Raw genomic sequence first — 19,486 nt, 5'->3', positions numbered from 1 at the left:
ACCTGAAACGAGTCCCTATGTATGGCTTCCAACGGGCCCGTCCGGGCATTCCGTGTTTTCCAAACCTGTCGTGTGACCGACCCCCGGCGAAGCGGGGAGTAGAGGCCGTATCTATATGACCGTGCAATCCCTGAACCTGTCCGATCTCAAGGCGAAAAGCCCCAAAGCGCTGCTGGCGATGGCCGAGGAGCTGGAGATCGAAAACGCCTCGACCATGCGCAAGGGCGAGATGATGTTCCAGATCCTGCGGGAACGTGCGGATGAAGGCTGGGACATTGGCGGTGACGGGGTGCTGGAAGTGCTGCAGGACGGCTTTGGCTTCCTGCGCTCGCCCGAGGCAAACTATCTGCCCGGCCCGGACGATATCTATGTCTCGCCGGACATGATCCGCCAGTACTCCCTGCGCACCGGCGACACGGTGGAAGGCCAGATCAAGGCGCCGCTGGAGACGGAGCGCTACTTTGCGCTGACCAACGTCACCATGATCAACTTCGAAGACCCGGAAAAGGCCCGCCACAAGATTGCCTTTGACAACCTGACGCCGCTCTACCCGGATGAGCGCCTGAAGATGGAGATCGAGGATCCGACCATCAAGGACCGTTCCGCCCGGGTGATCGACCTGGTTGCCCCGATCGGCAAGGGCCAGCGTTCGCTGATCGTGGCGCCGCCGCGGACTGGTAAGACGGTGATCCTGCAGAACATCGCGCATTCGATCGAGAAGAACCATCCGGAATGCTACCTGATCGTTCTGCTGATCGACGAACGCCCGGAAGAGGTGACGGACATGCAGCGCTCGGTGAAGGGCGAGGTTGTCTCCTCCACCTTCGACGAGCCGGCGACCCGCCACGTTGCAGTTTCCGAAATGGTCATCGAAAAAGCCAAGCGGCTGGTGGAACATAAACGAGATGTTGTGATTCTTCTCGATTCGATCACAAGACTTGGTAGGGCGTTCAACACTGTTGTGCCGTCCTCGGGCAAGGTCCTGACCGGCGGTGTCGACGCAAACGCCCTGCAGCGGCCGAAACGCTTCTTTGGTGCGGCCCGGAACATCGAAGAAGGCGGCTCGCTCACCATCATCGCCACCGCGCTGATCGACACTGGCAGCCGGATGGACGAGGTGATCTTTGAAGAATTCAAAGGCACCGGTAACTCGGAAATCGTGCTGGACCGCAAGATCGCCGACAAGCGCGTGTTCCCCGCCATCGACATCCTCAAGTCCGGCACCCGGAAAGAAGACCTGCTGGTCGATAAGGGTGATCTGGCCAAGACCTTTGTGCTGCGCCGGATCCTGAACCCGATGGGCACCACCGATGCGATCGAGTTCCTGCTGTCCAAGCTCAAGCAAACCAAGACCAACTCCGAGTTCTTCGACTCGATGAACACCTGACCCGGGCCGGCGAGAGAGAAAGGCCACCCCATGGACACGATCTTTGCGCTGGCCTCCGCCCAAGGGAAGGCCGGGGTTGCGGTGATCCGCGTCTCCGGCCCATTGGCACTTGCCGCCGGCGCGCAGCTTTGCGGCGGGGACTTGCCGGCGCGGGGCACCAGCCTGCGAATCCTCCAGGACGAATCAGGCGAACGCCTGGATGAGGCGCTGGTCCTGACCTTTACTGCGCCGAACAGCTTTACTGGCGAAAATACCGTTGAATTCCAAACACATGGCAGCACGGCTGTTGTCGCTGCCGTGCTTGACTCGCTTGGCCGAATCGACGGGCTGCGAATGGCTGAACCCGGTGAATTCACCCGCCGGGCGCTGGAGAACGGCAATCTGGACTTGGCCCAGGTCGAGGGTCTTGCCGATCTGATCGATGCTGAGACAGAAGCGCAGCGCAAGCAGGCACAAGTTATTCTCGCCGGCGGGCTGGGGCAATTGGCGGAAACCTGGCGGGCGAAGCTGATCCGCGCAGCGTCCCTGATCGAAGTGACCATCGACTTCGCCGACGAGGAAGTGCCGGTCGACGTTACCCCAGAGGTTTCAGCCTTGCTGGCGGATGTTCAGGCCGGCCTTGAAAAAGAGACCGCCGGTGTCAGGATAGCCGAACGGATCCGCAGCGGGTTTGAGGTGGCAATTGTCGGTGCTCCGAATGTCGGCAAGTCTACGCTGCTGAACGCGCTGGCCGGCCGGGAAGCGGCGATCACGTCCGAGTACGCCGGCACCACCCGCGACATCATCGAAGTCCGCATGGATCTGGCCGGCTTGCCTGTCACGCTGCTCGACACCGCCGGCTTGCGCGATACGGATGATCATGTCGAAGGGATCGGAATTGCCTTGGCGCGGAAACGGGCCGAAGATGCGGATCTGCGCGTTTTCCTGGCGGAAGAGGGTGATGTCCTGGATGTTGAGATGCAGCAGGGTGATATCAGGCTGCTTCCCAAGGCGGATTTGCGCGATGATGCCGGAAATGCCATTTCCGGCCGGTCGGGGCAGGGGATTGACCGGCTGGTTGATCATGTCTCGAAGGTCTTGCAGACTCGCTCGGCTCAAGCGGGCATTGCAACGCGCGCACGGCACCGTGATGCAATGCTGTCGGCGCTGGCCAGTCTGGCTGATGCGCAGGAAATCCTGCAGCGCGGCCCGGAATTCTATGATATAGCGGCCGAGGAAATGCGCTCGGCCATTCGAGCACTGGAAATGCTGGTGGGGCGGATCGGAGTGGAAAATCTCCTGGATGAGATTTTCTCAAGTTTCTGCCTGGGGAAATGAAGGAGTGTTTCACGTGAAACATTCAGCATATGATGTGATTGTTGTCGGCGGCGGCCACGCCGGCACCGAGGCCGCCCATGCCGCGGCCCGGATGGGCGTCCGGACCGCTTTGGTGACGCTGGACCGCAATGGCATTGGCGTAATGTCCTGCAACCCGGCAATTGGCGGGCTTGGCAAGGGCCACCTTGTCCGGGAGATTGACGCGCTCGACGGTGTTATGGGCCGCGTTGCTGACCTCGCCGGCATTCAGTTCCGTTTGCTGAACCGCCGCAAGGGCCCCGCAGTGCAGGGCCCGCGGGCGCAATCGGATAGGGCAATCTACCGGCGCGAGATGCTGCGGCTGACGGAAGCCCAGGAAAATTTGGATATCGTCGAAGGCGAGGTCACCGATTTTGTCATGGACGGGCAGGCCGTTGCCGGTGTGATTCTGGCCGATGGCAGCGAAATCCCAAGCAAGTCGGTCATCCTGACATCAGGAACCTTCCTGCGCGGGGTCATTCATATCGGCGACGTTTCCAAGCCCGGCGGTCGAATGGGCGACAAGCCGTCGGTCAAACTGGCGGAGCGGCTCGATAGTTTCGAACTGCCGCTGGGCCGGCTGAAGACCGGAACGCCACCGCGGCTGGATGGGCGGACCATCAACTGGGATATTCTGGATGCTCAGCCAGGCGACGAAGATCCTGTCTTCTTTTCCTTCCTGACAAAATCTGTAAGCGCAAAGCAGGTGTCCTGCGGTATCACCCACACCAACGCACAAACCCATGAGATCATCCAGAAAAATCTGGAACGGTCAGCGATGTACGGCGGGCATATCGAAGGAGTCGGGCCGCGTTACTGCCCGTCGATCGAAGATAAGATCGTCCGTTTTGCCGACAAGGAATCGCATCAGATCTTCCTGGAGCCTGAGGGCGTAACGGATCACACCGTCTATCCTAATGGCATCTCCACCAGCCTGCCGCAGGATGTGCAGGAAGCCTATGTGCATTCGATCCGCGGGCTTGAGCAGGCTGTCATCCTGCAGCCGGGATATGCCATTGAGTACGACTATGTCGACCCCAGGGCTCTGACACTTGAACTGAAGCTCAAGGACGTTCCAGGCCTGTATCTCGCCGGCCAGATCAATGGCACTACTGGCTACGAGGAGGCAGCGGCCCAGGGAATGGTTGCCGGCCTGAACGCGGCGCGGGCTTGTCTGGGGGAGGAGCCGGTCAGTTTCAGTCGCTCTAACAGTTACATCGGCGTGATGATCGATGACTTGACGACAAATGGTGTCGCGGAACCTTACCGGATGTTTACGTCGCGAGCGGAATTCCGGCTTTCATTGCGTGCCGACAACGCAGACCAGCGCCTGACGCCGCTGGCCATCGAAATCGGCTGCGCGGGTGAGGAGCGGAAGGCGGCGTTTCTGGCGAAAAGCGAACGCTTGGACCAAGCCCGGTCTGTGCTGGACTCCCAGAGTTTCACCCCAAAACAGGTATCTGAAGCCGGTATCCGGGTGAACCAGGATGGCAACCGGCGGACGGGACTGGATATTCTTGCCTTCCCCGATGTCGTGTTCGAGGACGTCGTGCCCTTGATGCCGGAGCTGGCCGGTGTTGAAACGGACATCCGTCGGCAGGTTGAGCGCGATGCGCTTTATGCAAATTACATTGCGCGGCAGGAGCGGGAAATCTCCGCAATGAAGCGGGATGAGGGATATGTGATTCCTGCTGGTTTTGCTTACGATGGGATTGAAGGCCTTTCGAAGGAATTGCAGCAGAAGCTGTCCCGTGCGCGTCCGGAAACTCTGGCGCAGGCGGCTCGGATTGATGGCATGACGCCGGCTGCGCTGGCTTTGCTGCTCGCACGGTTGCGCCGGGATCAGGCACGGCAGGACAAATTTGCATGAACGAGAAGCATATTCTGGAAAACCTCAATGTTTCACGTGAAACATTGAAGCGGCTGGAGATCTTCGAGCAGGTCATTCTGAAGTGGAACCCCAAGATCAACCTGGTGTCAAAGTCTAGCCTGCCGCTGCTTTGGACCCGGCACATCGCGGATTCTGTCCAGGTTTTCCGCTGCACCGACATCCCTGATCACTGGGTGGACATCGGCAGCGGCGGGGGCTTTCCTGGGTTGATCATAGCGATCCTGGCGGCCGACGAAGCCCCGGACATGAAAATCACCCTGATTGAAAGCGATCAGCGCAAATCTGCGTTCCTGCGCACCGCGGCACGAGAGTGCGGCGCCAGTGTTTCGGTGATCTCCAAGCGTATTGAGCAGGCCGATCCGCAGAATGCCGGGGTTCTGTCGGCGCGGGCGCTGGCGGATCTGTCCCTTCTGTTGGAATTCGCCGAGCGGCACCTGGCTGTCGGCGGGACAGCGCTCTTTCCCAAGGGGGAAAGCTGGAAAAAAGAAGTGGATAACGCGCGGCAGCGATGGCGGTTCGATGCGGAACCGGTTAGAAGTTTGACAGAACAAGAAGCAGTAATCCTGAAAATAAGGGGAGTGGCACGTGTCTGATTATTCCCGCCCTGAGGGGCCTCGTATTATCGCGGTCGCAAATCAGAAAGGCGGGGTAGGGAAGACAACAACAGCCATCAACCTTGCAGCCGCGCTGGTGGAATGCGGGCTGCGGGTTCTGGTTGTTGACCTGGATCCGCAGGGCAATGCCTCGACAGGGCTGGGGATCGAGCCCTCGGACCGGGACCTGACGACCTATGACCTTCTGGTCGAGGATGCCTCCCTGGGGGATGTGATCCGCCAGACCGAGATAGAAGATCTGTGCATCATCCCGGCGACGGTGGATCTGAGCTCCGCGGATATCGAACTGTTCACCAATGAAAAGCGCAGTTTCCTGCTGCATGATGCGCTGCGCCAGACCGCGATGGACGAATATGATTGGGACTATGTGCTGATCGATTGCCCGCCGTCGCTGAACCTGCTGACGGTCAATGCAATGGTGGCGGCACATTCAGTGCTGATTCCTCTGCAAAGTGAATTCTTTGCGCTGGAAGGCGTGACCCAGCTGATGCTGACGATTCGGGAGGTGCGCCAGTCGGCGAATCCCAACCTTCGGATCGAGGGAATCGTTCTGACTATGTTCGACCGGCGCAACAACCTGTCACAGCAAGTGGAGCAGGATGCCCGCGATAACCTAGGCGATCTGGTGTTTCAGACAAAGATTCCGCGCAATGTGCGGGTGAGCGAAGCACCGTCTTATGCACTGCCGGTGCTGAACTATGACACCAATTCGCTGGGCGCGCAGGCCTACCGCGCACTGGCGGAAGAACTCCTCAATAAACATCACAAGATAGCGGCCTAAATGCAGAACAAGAACCGGAGGCAACCATGGCAGACAAAAAGACGAAACCGCGCGGGCTGGGCCGGGGATTGTCGGCGTTGATGGCAGATGTGAACCCTGCACCGGTGAGCACCCAGGCAGAGGCTCCCCGGAATGCAGAAGTATTGGTGCCGATCGAAAAGATCGTTGCTAACCCGAACCAGCCTCGCCGCCAGTTCCTGCAGGAGGATCTGGATGACCTGACCGCGTCGATCAAGGAAAAGGGTGTCCTGCAGCCGCTGATCGTGCGGCCGAAGGCAGGCGGCATTTACGAGATCGTGGCCGGCGAACGCCGTTGGCGTGCCTCGCAAGCGGCGCAGCTGCATGAAGTTCCGGTCCTGATCCGCGAATATTCCGACCTTGAGATGATGGAAGTTGCCATCATCGAAAACATCCAGCGTTCGGACCTGAATGCGATGGAAGAAGCGCAGAGCTACAAGCAGCTGATGGAGAAGTTCGGCCACACCCAGGAGAAGATGGCGGAGGCGCTTGGCAAAAGCCGCAGCCACATCGCCAACCTGGTGCGGCTGTTGCATCTGCCGGAGGATGTTCAGATCCTGGTGCAGGAGCGGAAACTGTCGGCTGGCCATGCCCGGGCGCTGATTACCTCGGATAATGCCTCTGACCTGGCCCGGAAGATTGTGAAGGGCGGGCTGTCGGTTCGCGCAACCGAAGCTCTGGTCAAAAAAGACGCCGCGGGTATCCGGACGGCGCCGGCCAGGAAGGCAAAGGCTGCTGCTGAGAAAGATGCGGACACCCGCGCCCTGGAAGGGGATCTGTCGGCGATGCTGAAGATGAAGGTCTCAATTGATCACAAGCCGGGCGGTGAGGCCGGTTCGGTGACGATCAGCTATGAGAACCTGGATCAGCTGGATGAACTTTGCAATCTGCTCAGCCGTTAGGCCGGGTCCAGATAAAGGCCAGTACAGCTGTTAGCACCACTGCCTGAATGCCCAAAACGTGACCGGGCGCGCCAAGCAGAAGGGAAATACCAAAGACGGCGGCAATCGAAACGGTTGCCGCCTTTTTTGCACCCATCCTGATGGCGCCGTGTTCGCGCCAGTCCATGATCATCGGGCCAAACACATTATGGGCGACGATCCAGTTGTGCAGCCGCTCGGAAGAATTGGCAAAGAAGAATGCGGCGAGCAGGAGGAAAGGCACGGTTGGCAGCAGAGGAAGCACAATCCCGATAGCCGCCAAGGCGACGCAGCAAAGTCCCAAGCCGGCATAAAGAAAACGCATTGCCTCAATCCATCAACAGGTCGCGGAGCACCGCATTCAGAACGGCGCGTCCCTGGTCGGTCGCACGAAGTCTTTGATCAGAGATAGTCACCATGCCCAGGTCTGCAAGATCTGCAAGCTTGCTTTCCGGGAGGACCCGGCCGGAAAGCTGGGTATAGCGTACCATATCCAGACCTTCTGTCAGGCGCATCCCCATCATCAGGTATTCTGCCGCAGCATCTTCCTGCGATAGGGACTCCCGCAGGGATTCTCCGTTGCCCTTGTTCACGGCTTCCAGCCAGGCGCCAGGGGCGAGGTGGGTTTCGGTGGCATAGCGGGTGCCGTTCAAGGTCAGGCGGCCGTGGGCGCCAGGGCCGATACCGGCATAGTCGCCATAACGCCAGTAGATCAGGTTATGGCGGGACTCTGCCCCGGGCTGCGCGTGGTTGGAGATTTCGTAGCCGGCCATGCCATGCGCTGCAGTAATCTCCTGAGTGGCCAGGTACATATCGGCTGCGGTGTCATCTTCCGGCAGGCCGCGCAGTTTGCCCCGGGCGTAGCGGTCGCCAAAGGCAGTGCCGTCTTCGATGGTGAGCTGATAGAGCGAGAGGTGGTCGATGGCCATCGACAGCGCCTCGTTCAGCTCCGCTTTCCAGGCCTCAAGGGTTTGGCCCTGGCGGGCGTAGATCAGGTCAAAACTGACCCGGTCAAAGCAATTGCGGGCGATGTCGAAGGCGGCCTTGGCTTCAGCGACACTATGGATGCGGCCGAGCCGGCGCAGGTCCTCGTCGTTCAGAGCCTGAATGCCCATGGAGACCCTGTTGACGCCTGCGTCCCGGTAGCCGGCAAACCGGCCGGCCTCGACGGAGCCCGGGTTCGCCTCCAGGGAAATCTCCATGTCATTGGCAAAGGGCCAGATTTCACGTGCCCGTTCGATAACGGCGGCAACGGTTTCCGGCTGCATAAGGGACGGGGTGCCGCCGCCGAAGAAGATCGTGTTGAGCACCCGGCCGGAGAGCTGTTCCGAGAGTCTGTCGAGTTCAGCCAGGTAGGCTCTAACCCACAATTTCTGGTCTATTTTTGCGGAGACATGACTGTTGAAGTCGCAATAGGGGCACTTGGCCTGGCAAAACGGCCAGTGCACGTAAAGGCCAAAGCCCCCATTGCGCCAGTCATCCACCGAAACAGCCCTCGACAAATTGGACCAGCGCCTTGCCGCGGTGGCTGATCTTGTTCTTCTCCGCCGGAGCCATTTCGGCGCAGGTGATTTCGTATCCGTCCGGCTGGAACATCGGGTCATAGCCAAAGCCGTGCTCGCCGCGGATCGGCCAGACCAGCTGGCCCGGCATCACGCCTTCGAACACCTCGTCATGGCCGTCGGGCCAGGCGATGACCAGGGTGCAGCGGAACTGGGCGGTGCGGGGCGCATCGGGGCCGGCTGCTGTCAGCTCGTCATTGGCGCGGGTCATCGCCATCTTGAAGTCGCGGCCGTTCGGGGTTTCGGCCCAATCAGCGGTATAGACACCGGGGGCACCGTTCAGCGCGTCGATGGTGATGCCTGAGTCATCGGACAGGGCAGGGAGACCGGTTGCCTTGGCGGCGGCATGCGCCTTGATCCGGGCATTGCCGACAAAGGTATCCTCAGTCTCTTCCGGCTCCGGCAGGTCCATCTCGCCGGCGCCGATCACCGTCACGCCGTAGGGCGCGAGGATTTCGGCAATCTCGTTCAGCTTGCCCTTGTTGTGGGTGGCGACAAGCAGCTTGCCGCCTTCCAGTTTCCGGGTCATTTGGACGCGGCCTTTTGCATCTCTGCGAGCTCGACGGTGCCTTTGGCAGCGAGGTCCATCAGCTGGTTCATCTGATCGCGGGAGAAGACGGAGCCTTCAGCCGACATCTGCACTTCGATCAGCTTGCCGGAGCCGGTCATGATGAAGTTGCCATCGACGCCTGCCTCGGAATCCTCGGGGTAATCCAGGTCCAGCACCGGCTGGCCGGCGTAAATGCCGCAGGAGACAGCAGAAACCGGATCCAGCAGCGGGTCGATCTGCACGTCGCCGGCCTTCATCAGCTTGTTGACCGCAAGGCGCAGCGCGACCCAGCCGCCGGTGATCGAGGCACAGCGGGTGCCGCCATCGGCTTGCAGCACGTCACAGTCGACGGTGATCTGGCGTTCGCCCAGGGCGACGCGGTCGACGCCGGCCCGCAGGGCGCGGCCGATCAGGCGCTGGATTTCAACGGTGCGGCCGCCCTGCTTGCCCGAGGAGGCTTCGCGGCGCATCCGGGTGTTGGTGGCGCGCGGCAGCATGCCGTATTCGGCGGTGACCCAGCCCAGGCCGGTGCCCTTGATGAAGGGCGGCACGCGGTCTTCGATGGTGGCGGTGCACAGGACGTGGGTGTCGCCAACCTTGATCAGGCAGGAGCCCTCGGCGTGTTTGGTGAAGCCGGTCTCGATCGAGACGGGGCGCATTTCGTTCAGTTCTCGTCCTGAGGGTCGCATGGCACATCCTTTGTTAGCTGGCTTGGGGATATCCCCCGGACGCGGGGCTATGCAAGCCCGATTGACCTTTTGACACTCTGCTCTTTAATGACATCCGGGTAGCGGGTTCCTATGTTTAAACCGTAAGAAATGCTGGACGAACGATGAGCAATCCGAACAACATTCTGGAGGACTTGAACGACCGCTCCCGGGAGGTGTTCCGGGCTGTGGTCGAAAGCTATCTGGAAAGCGGCGATCCGGTGGGCAGCCGCACGCTGACACGGTCGCTGAGCGAAAAGGTGAGCGCTGCGACGGTCCGCAACGTGATGCAGGATCTGGAGTTCCTCGGGCTATTGGACAGTCCGCATGTCAGCGCCGGCCGGGTGCCGACGCAGCTGGGGTTGCGGATGTTTGTCGACGGTCTGCTGGAAGTGGGCGATCTCAACGTCAAGGACCGCGAGAAGATCGACGCGACGCTCGGCCGCAATGCCGGCGATGTGGGCGGGATGCTCGACCGTGTCGGAGCTGCGCTCTCGGGGGTGACACAGGGTGCCTCGCTGGTGCTGACGCCCAAGCATGAGGCTGAGATCCGGCATATCGAATTTGTCTCGCTGGCGCATGACCGGGCGCTGGTGGTGCTGGTGTTCTCCGACGGGCATGTGGAAAACCGGCTGTTCACGCCGCCGCCGGGACAGACCCCGAGCTCGATGCGGGAGGCCGCGAATTTTCTGAACGCGCTGATCGAGGGCAAGACCCTGAGCGAAGTGCAGCGGCAAATTCAAAAGGAGATCACGGCGCGGCGTCAGGAAATCGACAGTCTTGCACACGCCATGATTGAAAGCGGCCTGGCCGTCTGGGAGGATGACGGCAGCGAGCAGGCCCGGCTGATCGTACGCGGCCGGGCGAATCTGCTGGCGGAGCCAGGTGCGGCGGAGGAGCTTGAACGGATCCGGACCTTGTTTGACGATCTGGAGCGCAAGCGTGATATCGCCGAATTCCTGGAACTGACCGAGGACGGCGAGGGCGTGCGCATTTTTATCGGCTCGGAGAACAAACTTTTCTCACTTTCGGGTTCCTCTTTGGTGGTGTCTCCCTATATGAACGCGGATCGGAAGATAATCGGCGCGGTGGGGGTGATCGGCCCGACGCGCCTGAACTACGGACGGATCGTGCCGATTGTGGACTATACGGCACAACTGGTCGGCAAGCTGTTGTCGGACCGGAGTTAGAGGTGAAAAATGGCAGAGCTCAAGGACGAAGACTTTCTGGATGACATCGCCGCCGCCGAGGCTGAGGAGCTGGCAGCGCAGACCGAGGAGTTTGATGACGCCTCGCTGGAACTCGATGCGCTCCGGGCAGAACGGGATGAGCTGAAGGACCGCTTCATGCGGGCGCTGGCGGATGCGGAAAACGCCCGCAAGCGCGGCGACAAGGCACGTCGCGAGGCAGAGCAGTATGGCGGCTCGAAACTGGCCCGCGATATGCTGCCGGTCTATGACAACATGAAACGGGCGATCGAAGCTGCAACCGACGAGCAGCGCGAGGTTTCTGCGGCGCTGATCGAGGGTGTTGAACTGACCATGCGCTCGCTGCTGGGCGTGTTCGAAAAGCACGGCATACGGATTGTGTCGCCTGAGGTTGGCGACAAGTTCGACCCGCAGGTGCATGAAGCAATGTTCGAGGCACCGGTGCCGGGCACCAAGGCGGGCGACATCATCCAGGTGTCCGCAGAAGGATTCATGCTGCACGACCGTTTGCTGCGGGCGGCGCAGGTGGGCGTGTCCTCGACCCCGGCCGGCTGATGAGCAGGCCCTGGCGGGCCTGTGCCTCCGGCGGGAGTACTTTTTGAAAGATGAAAGGGCGGGTCCGTTTGGATCCGCCCTTTGCTTTAGTTCGCAGCTTCCTTGAGCTTGTAGAGCATCTCCAGCGCTTCCCGCGGGGAGAGGTCGTCCGGATGGATGCTGGCCAGAAGCTCCTCGGCAGCTGAGGGGCCGGAAGGCGCCTTGGGCTGCGGCGGCGGCGCGGCAGCAAAGAGGGGCAGGTCGTCGATCTGGATCTTGGACCCGCCTTCGCGGCTGCCTTGCTCCAGCATGTCGAGGACGTCGCGGGCGCGGGCGACAACAGATGCAGGCAGGCCGGCGAGCTGGGCCACTTGAACGCCATAAGAACGGTCAGCGGCGCCCTTGCGCACCTCGTGCAGGAAGATCACCTCACCCTCCCATTCCTTCACCGCGACGGTGGCGTTGTCGACTCCCTCCAGTTTGGCGGCGAGCTGGGTCAGCTCGTGATAGTGGGTGGCGAACAGCGCCCGGGAACGGTTCACTTCGTGCAAGTGTTCCAGTGTGGCCCAGGCTATGGAGAGGCCGTCATAGGTGGCAGTGCCGCGGCCGATTTCATCGAGAATGACCAGAGCGCGGTCGTCGGCCTGGTTGAGGATGGCGGCGGTCTCGACCATTTCCACCATGAAGGTAGAGCGCCCGCGGGCCAGGTCGTCGGACGCGCCGACACGGCTGAACAGCTGGCTGACGGTGCCGATATGGGCGCTTTCCGCGGGCACGTAGCTGCCCATCTGGGCGAGCAGGGCAATCAGCGCATTCTGGCGCAGGAAGGTCGATTTACCGGCCATGTTGGGACCGGTCAGCAGCCAGACCGCCGCGCCATCCTGGGCGGTAAGATCGCAGTCGTTGGCCACAAAGGTTTCCCCGCCCTGCTGGCGCAGGGCTTGCTCCACCACCGGGTGGCGGCCGCCTTCCACGTGAAACGCGCGGCTGTTGTCGACCTTGGGGCGGGTCCAGTTTTCACCGCGCGCCAGATCGGCGAGCGCCGTCAGCAGGTCCATCTCCGCCAGACCGCGGGCGGCAGTGTTGAGGCGGGCCGCGGCATCCAGAATGGCGCCGGAAAGCCTTGCGTAGAGCCGCTTTTCGATCTCCAGCGCCAAGTTGCCGGCGTTCAGGATGCGGGTTTCGATCTCGCTCAGCTCCACCGTGGTGAAACGCACCTGGTTGGCGGTCGTCTGGCGGTGGATATAGGTCTCGTTCAGCGGCGGCGACATCATCTTATCCGCGTGGGTCGCAGTGGTTTCGATGAAGTAGCCCAGCACGTTGTTGTGCTTGATTTTCAGCGAGGAAACACCGGTGTGCTCCGCGTATTTCTGCTGCATGGAAGCGATGACCGAGCGGCCCTCGTCGCGCAGGGTGCGGGCTTCGTCCAGTTCCGGGTCATATCCGGCCGCGATGAATCCGCCATCACGGGCCAGCAGCGGCGGTTCGGCGACAAGGGCTGCGTCGAGAAGGGAGAGCAGATCATCGAACCCTTGGAGATCCGAGATCGCTCCGGCCATCAGTGCAGGAAGCTCCATCCCGGTGCAGAGGTCCGCAATCACCTCCGCCTGCGACAGACCGTTGCGGATGGCGGCCAGGTCGCGCGGGCCACCCCGCTCCAGGGCCAGACGGGAGAGCGCCCGGTCCAGGTCCGGTGTCTTGCGCAATGCGGCGCGCAGGTCCCCTGCGGTCCGCGTGTGCTCAACCGCGAAGTCCAAGGCCGCCAGGCGCTGATGGATCGTGTCCAGATTACGCGACGGGCTGGAGAGGCGTTGTTCCAGCAGCCGGGCGCCGCCGGGGGTAACGGTCCGGTCGACGACGGACAGCAGCGAGCCGGCGCGGCCGCCGGACAGCGAGCGGGTGAGCTCCAGATTGCGGCGGGTGGCGGCGTCGATCTGCACCACCCGGTCCTGGGCTTCCTGCTGGGGCGGCTGCAGCAGCGGCAGTTTACCCTTCTGGGTAATCTCCAGATAGTCGATCAGCGCCCCCATCGCCGAGACTTCGGCGCGGGTGAAGGTGCCGAAGCCGTCCAGTGCACTGACGTTGAACAGGCTGCAAATGCGTTTTTCCGCTGCGGTGCTGTCAAAGCTGGCCTTGCCCAGCGGGGTGAGCGGGATCTTGTATTCATCGGCCAGCGGGCGGGCGGCGTCATAGGCGGGGCCGTCGGCAACGATCAGTTCCGACGGCGCCAGGCGGGCCAGTTCCGGCGACAGGCGGACCCGCGCAACCGGCATCACGTGAAACGCGCCGGTGGAAATGTCGGCCCAGGCCAGCGCGGCCTGATTCCGCAGTTCGGAATAGGAGACCAGGAAATTGTGGCGGCGCGCCTCCAGCAGGGAATCCTCGGTCAGGGTGCCAGGGGTCACCAGCCGCACCACATCGCGCTTCACCACCGACTTGGATCCGCGCTTCTTGGCTTCGGCCGGGCTTTCCAGCTGCTCCCCCACCGCAACGCGGAAGCCCTTGCGGATCAGCGTCAGCAGGTAGCCTTCGGCAGCATGAACCGGCACACCGCACATCGGGATGTCTTCGCCATTGTGCTTGCCGCGTTTTGTCAGCGCGATATCCAGGGCCTCTGCCGCGTTCACGGCATCCTCAAAGAACATCTCGTAGAAATCGCCCATCCGGTAAAAGAGCAGCGCGTCCGGATGCGCTGCCTTGATCTCCAGATACTGCGCCATCATGGGCGTTACGGTCATGAAAAGTCCCCCGGGGTCGTCTTTGCCAGACATCTACAATGGGGGCGGTCCGAGGAAAACCCGGATATGGCTGCCGCCGGGGGGCACCGGCGGCGGCCTGCTGTCAATAGAGATTGCGCAGCGTGTCGGGCATCGTGTTGACGATGGACAGCGACAAGGTGCTCAGCTGCTGCTGTGCCTGCAGCGCCAGGAGTTTGGTTGCCGCTTCTTCCATGCTGGTATCGATCATCGAGCTGAAACCCCGGGTGAGGGCATCGGACTGCTTGCTGACATAGTCGCCTTGGGCAGCCATCTGATTGGCGCTGGCACCTAGGGCTGCCGAACCGTCGATTGCGTAGGCGAGAAAGCCTTCGATCTCCCCTAAGGCCGTCAGTGCACTGGCGCTGTCGGTGACTGCGGTGCGGTTGGCGAGGTCAAACTGCGGGCTGCCTTCGAAGTCCACGCCGTCGACGCTGAGCGTCGACAAGCCGCCGGTTCCGGAGAGCCCGGACGCAACGGTCAGGGAGGTGCCGCCGGCGCCGTCGACATCCGTTTTCAGCAGGTTCACCCCGTTGAAGCCGGAGGCGGAGATGATCGAATTGATCTTCTCGGTTTTCTTTTTCATGGCGGCCTCATACTTGCTGAAATCGCCCATGCCGCTGCTGGCCATCACCGCCAGCGACCGCATCTCGGTCAGGGTTTCGGTGATTTGCTCCGCCCCGGCGGAGGCCACTGCCACGGTGGCTTCCCCCATTGACAGGGCGTCGGAGACCGACCGCAACCCTGAGATATCCGAATTCATCAGCTCGGAAATCGCCCAGAGGGCGGCATTGTCCTGGGCGGTATTGACGTCCTGGCCGGTGGATATGCTGTCTTGGACGGTGTTGAGCTGGGTATTGACATCACCCAACGTCTGCAAGGCAACAAGAGCACCGGAATTATTGTGGAAGCTTATCATTCCGCAATGTTCCTTTTCTTGATCCGAAAGCCCGGGGTACGGGCGGACTGCCGTCCTTCTGACGTGTGCTTACCTGGCTATAAGAGACGAGCCGCAGCGCCACCTGACAGGCAGGTGCGGGTTAATGCCTATTAAGAAAATACAGCATCCGGAGGTTTGCTTTAAGGCGAAAACCTGACGGTATTTATCGCCTTTTAGCCGCATTTATCTCAATTCTGGCTATACAGATTCTTGAAACCCCGGATTGAGGGGCGCGGTGGGCTGGGCTAAGACGGTCCCGACGAGGAGAGGACACGAGATTAAATGCCCAAGAACAAGATCACCGACGAGGAAGCCCTGGCGTTTCACCTGGAGCCGTCTCCGGGCAAATGGGAGATCAATGCCACTGTCCCGATGACCACGCAGCGGGATCTGTCGCTGGCGTACTCCCCGGGTGTTGCGGTGCCCTGCGAGGCGATCGCGGAAAACCCGGAAACCGCTTATGACTATACCAACAAGGGCAACCTGGTGGCGGTGATCTCCAACGGCACCGCGGTGCTGGGCCTTGGCAATCTGGGCGCGCTGGGGTCCAAGCCTGTGATGGAAGGCAAATCGGTCCTCTTCAAACGCTTTGCCGATGTAAACTCGATCGACATCGAGCTGGACACCGAAGATCCGGACAAGTTCATCGAGGCGGTCAAGCTGATGGGGCCCACCTTTGGCGGCATCAACCTGGAAGACATCAAGGCGCCGGAATGCTTCATCATCGAGCAGCGCCTGAAGGAGGAGATGGATATTCCCGTCTTCCACGATGATCAGCACGGCACCGCGGTGATTTGCGCGGCGGGCCTGATCAACGCGCTGCATCTGTCGGGCAAGAAGATCGAGGATGTGAAGATCGTCCTCAACGGTGCAGGTGCCGCCGGTATCGCCTGTATCGAGCTGCTGAAAGCCATGGGTGCGCGGCATGAAAACTGCATCGCCTGCGACACCAAGGGGGTGATCTACCAGGGCCGCACCGAGGGTATGAACCAGTGGAAATCGGCCCATGCGATCCAGACCGATCTGCGCACCCTCGAAGAGGCGATGCGCGGGGCGGACGTATTCCTGGGTGTTTCGGTGAAAGGCGCCGTGACCCAGGAGATGGTCGCCTCGATGGCCGACAACCCGGTGATCTTTGCGATGGCCAACCCGGACCCGGAGATTACTCCGGAAGAGGCGCATGAAGTGCGCGTGGACGCCATTGTCGCCACTGGCCGCTCGGACTATCCGAACCAGGTCAACAACGTCCTGGGGTTCCCCTACCTGTTCCGCGGCGCGCTGGACATCCACGCCCGGGCCATTAACGACGAGATGAAGATCGCCTGCGCCCACGCGCTGGCCGCCCTGGCGCGTGAGGATGTGCCGGATGAGGTGGCGCTGGCCTATGGCAAATCGCTGTCCTTCGGGCGCGACTACATCATCCCGACTCCCTTCGACCCGCGCCTGATCCACCGGATCCCGCCGGCAGTGGCCAAGGCCGGTATGGACACCGGCGCCGCCCGCCGCCCGATCGTGGACATGGACGCCTATGAGGTTGGCCTGAAATCCCGCATGGACCCGACGGCCTCGATCCTGCGCGGGTTGAACGCGCGGGCCCGTTCCGCCCAGTCGCGGATGATCTTTGCCGAAGGCGACGACCCCCGCGCGCTGCGCGCTGCGGTGATGTATCAGCGCTCCGGCTTCGGCAAGGCGCTGGTTGTGGGCCGGCAGGATGATGTCCGGATCAAGCTGGAAAAGGCAGGTCTTGGCGATGCCGTGCGTGAGCTGGAGGTGGTGAACGCCGCCAACACGCCGCATTTCGAATTGTACAAGGACTTCCTGTACAACCGCCTGCAGCGCAAGGGTTTCGATCGCAAGGACATTCACCGCCTGGTGGGCCGCGACCGGCACGTGTTCTCCAGCCTGATGCTGGCGCATGGGCATGGCGACGGGCTGGTGACCGGCGCAACCCGCAAGTCCGCGCATGTGCTGGACCGGATCAACCACGTGTTTGACGCCGATGCCGACCATGGCGTTGCTGGCGTGACCGCGCTGCTGCACAAGGGCCGGATCGTGCTGATCGGCGACACGCTGGTGCATGAATGGCCGGACGAAAACCACCTGGCGAATATCGCCGAACGCGCCGCCGTGGTTGCCCGTCACATGGGGCTTGAGCCGCGGGTGGCCTTTGTCAGCTTCTCCACCTTCGGATACCCGGTGTCTGAACGGGCCGAGAAGATGCATGTCGCCCCCACGGTGCTGGACAAGCGCGGCGTCGACTTCGAATACGAAGGCGAGATGACCGTGGACGTGGCTCTGAATGAGCGCGCGCAGCGGTATTACCCGTTCCAGCGCCTGACCGGACCGGCCAATATCCTGATCGTGCCGGCCCGCCACTCGGCCTCGATCTCGGTCAAGCTGATGCAGGAAATGGGCGGCGCCACGGTGATCGGCCCGATCCTGTCTGGCATCGACAAGCCGATCCAGATCTGCTCGACCACCTCCACCACCAATGACATTCTGAACATGGCGGTGCTGGCGGCCTGCAACATCGGGTGATCTGATATGGCGATCTGGAACCTCGGTTCAATCAACGCGGACATGGTCTATACCATGCCGCATCTGCCGGCGGCGGGGGAAACCCTGGCCGCCTTGCGTCTTGACCGGTTCTTGGGCGGCAAGGGCGCCAACATGTCCGTTGCCGCCACCCGCGCCGGCAGCGAGGTGCACCACATAGGTGCAGTGGGGCCAGACGGGGCCTGGGCGGCCGGCCGGCTGAAGGACTATGGCGCGGGGACGGACCATATTGCCCACGTGGAGACGCCAACAGGCCATGCCATCATCGCGGTGGAGCCTGGGGGTGAAAACCAGATCATCCTGTTCCCGGGCGCCAACCGCGTGCTCAAAGGCGAACAGCTGGAGCAGGCGCTGACCCAGGCAAGTGCCGGCGAGATTCTGGTGATGCAGAACGAAACCAACCTGCAGGCAGAGGCGGCACAGTTGGGCCGGAAGCTGGGTTTGCGGGTATGTTATGCCGCGGCCCCGTTTGATGCGGACGCGGTGCAGGCCGTGCTGCCGTATCTGGATTTCCTGATCCTCAATGAGGTGGAGGCCGAGCAGTTGCAGCAGGCCACCGGCAAGACACCCGGCGAAACCGGCGTCAAGGATGTGATCATCACCCTTGGTTCCAAGGGCGCACGCCATATCGACGGCGAAACAGGCGCCGTTCTGGACGTGCCTGCGCTGCCGGTCACTGCGGTCGACACGACCGGGGCCGGCGACACCTTCACCGGCTATGTCCTGTCGGGTCTGGACCGGGGGCTGCCGATGGCAGAGGCGATGGATCAGGCCAGCCGTGCCGCGGCGCTGATGGTCACCCGCCACGGCACTGCGGATGTGATCCCGGAGCTGGCAGAGGTTCAAGCCGCCCGTTTCTGATCCGGGCGGCCTGCTTCTTTCCTGGTGCAATTCCTCTTCCGGAAATGGCTGTCAGGCCAAGAAGGCAGGGTCTGCCTTAATGCCCCTTGGCAAAAGGCGCCGCATCGCCCCACAACTGCGCGACCCTTGCGTCCCGGCCGCAGGCCTGGCGGTAACGCTTGTAGGCTGCCGCTTGCCGCTTGGGTCCAAACCGGGTGAACACCAGGCTGTTCCCCTTGTAATAATCCTGGTGATAATCCTCGGCCTTGTAAAAGGTCTTCGCCGGCAGAACAGGCGTCACGATCTTTTGCCCCAGTGCCTTCTGCGCCTCGGCTTTTACCCTGTCGGCCAAAGCCGTTTCCGCCTTGTCAGAGACAAATACAGCTGTCCGGTAGCTCTCACCGCGGTCGCAGAACTGGCCGCCTGCGTCAGTGGGATCAACCGAGCGGAAGAACATCTCCAGCAGCCGCTCCCGGGACACTTTTGCCGGGTCAAAGATGATCTGCACTGCCTCGTAATGGCCGCTGCCGCCGCGGGTCACGTCCTTGTAGGTCGGATTTGCCAGCTTGCCGCCTGTGTACCCTGAAACCGCTTCGATCACCCCCGGCACGCTTTCGAAGTCGCTCTCCACACACCAGAAACAGCCGCCGGCCACGGTGAGGACTTCAGTGGACTGGGCCTGCAGCGGATTGGTTTGCGCTGCGGTGCCGATGGCAATCAGGCCCGCCAGAGCCAAGGGTTTCAGTTTTTCCAGAACACGCATCTCTGCCTCCATCCTGTTTTGATGCCACCCTGCCGGCTGTTGCCGCGCCTCTCAACCCGGCAGGCGGGGTTCTCACAAACAGGTGACAGCAAGTTACCGCTTGGAAATTGGATCCAATCTTACT

Annotated in this window: 17 protein-coding genes; 10 read left to right on the top strand and 7 right to left on the bottom strand. The window is 61.7% G+C overall.

Translation table 11 applies throughout. From position 1 onward, the window contains the following. The first annotated feature begins 115 nt into the window (after positions 1–115). Genes rho through ACFMBG_RS00725 form a run of 6 tightly spaced genes read left to right on the top strand, consistent with a single transcriptional unit; the run spans position 116 to position 6,928 of the window. On the top strand, positions 116–1,387 hold the full coding sequence (gene rho / locus ACFMBG_RS00750; RefSeq protein WP_421052825.1) for a transcription termination factor Rho: 1,272 nt from the start codon (positions 116–118) through the stop codon (positions 1,385–1,387). Between the two features lie 30 nt (positions 1,388–1,417). After that, positions 1,418–2,704 (top strand): tRNA uridine-5-carboxymethylaminomethyl(34) synthesis GTPase MnmE, encoded by a 1,287-nt coding sequence (gene mnmE, locus ACFMBG_RS00745; RefSeq protein ID WP_421052824.1) that lies wholly within the window; start codon positions 1,418–1,420, stop codon positions 2,702–2,704. Positions 2,705–2,717: 13 nt separating this feature from the next. Next, the gene (mnmG, locus tag ACFMBG_RS00740; protein WP_421052823.1) at positions 2,718–4,592 is read left to right on the top strand and encodes a tRNA uridine-5-carboxymethylaminomethyl(34) synthesis enzyme MnmG; all 1,875 of its coding nucleotides are present in this window, start codon (positions 2,718–2,720) and stop codon (positions 4,590–4,592) included. Continuing rightward, a complete protein-coding gene (gene rsmG / locus ACFMBG_RS00735; protein ID WP_421052822.1) occupies positions 4,589–5,206 on the top strand; it encodes a 16S rRNA (guanine(527)-N(7))-methyltransferase RsmG in 618 nt (205 codons plus the stop codon). The genes mnmG and rsmG overlap by 4 nt, the downstream gene beginning before the upstream one ends. Beyond that, complete coding sequence (locus tag ACFMBG_RS00730) at positions 5,199–6,008, top strand: ParA family protein (protein WP_421052821.1); 810 nt, start codon at positions 5,199–5,201, stop codon at positions 6,006–6,008. Before rsmG ends, ACFMBG_RS00730 begins: the two co-directional genes overlap by 8 nt. Positions 6,009–6,034: 26 nt before the next feature. Further along, positions 6,035–6,928, top strand: coding sequence for a ParB/RepB/Spo0J family partition protein (locus tag ACFMBG_RS00725; RefSeq protein WP_421052820.1), 894 nt, complete (start codon positions 6,035–6,037; stop codon positions 6,926–6,928). On the opposite strand, the gene ACFMBG_RS00720 is transcribed toward ACFMBG_RS00725, so the two are convergent. The 4 genes from ACFMBG_RS00720 to rph are packed head-to-tail and all read right to left on the bottom strand — an operon-like array spanning position 6,918 to position 9,747. Continuing rightward, complete coding sequence (locus ACFMBG_RS00720; RefSeq protein WP_421052819.1) at positions 6,918–7,271, bottom strand: YbaN family protein; 354 nt, start codon at positions 7,269–7,271, stop codon at positions 6,918–6,920. The genes ACFMBG_RS00725 and ACFMBG_RS00720 overlap by 11 nt on opposite strands. Positions 7,272–7,275: 4 nt before the next feature. Continuing rightward, positions 7,276–8,430: a radical SAM family heme chaperone HemW gene (gene hemW / locus ACFMBG_RS00715; protein WP_421052818.1), complete on the bottom strand. Its 1,155-nt coding sequence runs from the start codon at positions 8,428–8,430 to the stop codon at positions 7,276–7,278. Beyond that, positions 8,423–9,037 (bottom strand): RdgB/HAM1 family non-canonical purine NTP pyrophosphatase, encoded by a 615-nt coding sequence (gene rdgB, locus ACFMBG_RS00710; protein ID WP_421052817.1) that lies wholly within the window; start codon positions 9,035–9,037, stop codon positions 8,423–8,425. The genes hemW and rdgB overlap by 8 nt, the downstream gene beginning before the upstream one ends. Further along, positions 9,034–9,747, bottom strand: coding sequence for a ribonuclease PH (gene rph / locus ACFMBG_RS00705; protein WP_421052816.1), 714 nt, complete (start codon positions 9,745–9,747; stop codon positions 9,034–9,036). Before rph ends, rdgB begins: the two co-directional genes overlap by 4 nt. 143 nt (positions 9,748–9,890) lie before the next feature. On the opposite strand from rph, the gene hrcA reads away from it, so the two are divergent. Further along, complete coding sequence (gene hrcA / locus ACFMBG_RS00700; protein ID WP_421052815.1) at positions 9,891–10,955, top strand: heat-inducible transcriptional repressor HrcA; 1,065 nt, start codon at positions 9,891–9,893, stop codon at positions 10,953–10,955. Between the two features lie 9 nt (positions 10,956–10,964). Next, positions 10,965–11,528 carry a nucleotide exchange factor GrpE gene (locus ACFMBG_RS00695; RefSeq protein ID WP_421052814.1) on the top strand — a complete coding sequence of 188 codons (564 nt, stop codon included), beginning with the start codon at positions 10,965–10,967 and terminating at the stop codon, positions 11,526–11,528. Between the two features lie 86 nt (positions 11,529–11,614). Here the strand turns inward: ACFMBG_RS00695 and mutS are convergent, their stop codons facing one another. Together mutS and ACFMBG_RS00685 are read right to left on the bottom strand one after the other, a co-directional pair. Next, positions 11,615–14,245 carry a DNA mismatch repair protein MutS gene (gene mutS / locus ACFMBG_RS00690; RefSeq protein ID WP_421052813.1) on the bottom strand — a complete coding sequence of 877 codons (2,631 nt, stop codon included), beginning with the start codon at positions 14,243–14,245 and terminating at the stop codon, positions 11,615–11,617. Positions 14,246–14,348: 103 nt separating this feature from the next. After that, the gene (locus ACFMBG_RS00685) at positions 14,349–15,182 is read right to left on the bottom strand and encodes a flagellin (RefSeq protein ID WP_421052812.1); all 834 of its coding nucleotides are present in this window, start codon (positions 15,180–15,182) and stop codon (positions 14,349–14,351) included. Positions 15,183–15,485: 303 nt separating this feature from the next. Between ACFMBG_RS00685 and ACFMBG_RS00680 the strand changes: the two genes are divergently transcribed. Together ACFMBG_RS00680 and ACFMBG_RS00675 are read left to right on the top strand one after the other, a co-directional pair. After that, entirely contained in the window at positions 15,486–17,741 is a 2,256-nt protein-coding gene (locus ACFMBG_RS00680) for an NADP-dependent malic enzyme (RefSeq protein ID WP_421052811.1), read from the top strand. A 6-nt stretch (positions 17,742–17,747) separates the two neighbouring features. Beyond that, the gene (locus ACFMBG_RS00675; RefSeq protein ID WP_421052810.1) at positions 17,748–18,620 is read left to right on the top strand and encodes a ribokinase; all 873 of its coding nucleotides are present in this window, start codon (positions 17,748–17,750) and stop codon (positions 18,618–18,620) included. A gap of 76 nt (positions 18,621–18,696) precedes the next feature. Here ACFMBG_RS00675 and msrA read toward each other — a convergent pair whose 3' ends face one another. After that, positions 18,697–19,362: a peptide-methionine (S)-S-oxide reductase MsrA gene (msrA, locus tag ACFMBG_RS00670; RefSeq protein ID WP_421052809.1), complete on the bottom strand. Its 666-nt coding sequence runs from the start codon at positions 19,360–19,362 to the stop codon at positions 18,697–18,699. Positions 19,363–19,486: the final 124 nt, after the last annotated feature.

The sequence above is a fragment of the Leisingera coralii genome, assembly GCF_049056525.1.
Taxonomy (GTDB): domain Bacteria; phylum Pseudomonadota; class Alphaproteobacteria; order Rhodobacterales; family Rhodobacteraceae; genus Leisingera; species Leisingera coralii.
Note: the sequence above shows the minus strand (reverse complement) of the source record. Positions and strands in the feature narration are given on the sequence as shown.

Excerpts from the sequence above, each read along its gene's own strand:
- rdgB (WP_421052817.1), bottom strand. The coding sequence starts at position 9,037 with ATGACCCGGAAACTGGAAGGCGGCAAGCTGCTTGTCGCCACCCACAAC.
- ACFMBG_RS00680 (WP_421052811.1), top strand. The coding sequence starts at position 15,486 with ATGCCCAAGAACAAGATCACCGACGAGGAAGCCCTGGCGTTTCACCTG.
- mnmE (WP_421052824.1), top strand. The coding sequence starts at position 1,418 with ATGGACACGATCTTTGCGCTGGCCTCCGCCCAAGGGAAGGCCGGGGTT.
- mutS (WP_421052813.1), bottom strand. The coding sequence starts at position 14,245 with ATGACCGTAACGCCCATGATGGCGCAGTATCTGGAGATCAAGGCAGCG.
- ACFMBG_RS00675 (WP_421052810.1), top strand. The coding sequence starts at position 17,748 with ATGGCGATCTGGAACCTCGGTTCAATCAACGCGGACATGGTCTATACC.
- ACFMBG_RS00720 (WP_421052819.1), bottom strand. The coding sequence starts at position 7,271 with ATGCGTTTTCTTTATGCCGGCTTGGGACTTTGCTGCGTCGCCTTGGCG.
- rho (WP_421052825.1), top strand. The coding sequence starts at position 116 with ATGACCGTGCAATCCCTGAACCTGTCCGATCTCAAGGCGAAAAGCCCC.
- msrA (WP_421052809.1), bottom strand. The coding sequence starts at position 19,362 with ATGCGTGTTCTGGAAAAACTGAAACCCTTGGCTCTGGCGGGCCTGATT.
- ACFMBG_RS00725 (WP_421052820.1), top strand. The coding sequence starts at position 6,035 with ATGGCAGACAAAAAGACGAAACCGCGCGGGCTGGGCCGGGGATTGTCG.
- ACFMBG_RS00695 (WP_421052814.1), top strand. The coding sequence starts at position 10,965 with ATGGCAGAGCTCAAGGACGAAGACTTTCTGGATGACATCGCCGCCGCC.
- hrcA (WP_421052815.1), top strand. The coding sequence starts at position 9,891 with ATGAGCAATCCGAACAACATTCTGGAGGACTTGAACGACCGCTCCCGG.
- rsmG (WP_421052822.1), top strand. The coding sequence starts at position 4,589 with ATGAACGAGAAGCATATTCTGGAAAACCTCAATGTTTCACGTGAAACA.
- rph (WP_421052816.1), bottom strand. The coding sequence starts at position 9,747 with ATGCGACCCTCAGGACGAGAACTGAACGAAATGCGCCCCGTCTCGATC.
- ACFMBG_RS00685 (WP_421052812.1), bottom strand. The coding sequence starts at position 15,182 with ATGATAAGCTTCCACAATAATTCCGGTGCTCTTGTTGCCTTGCAGACG.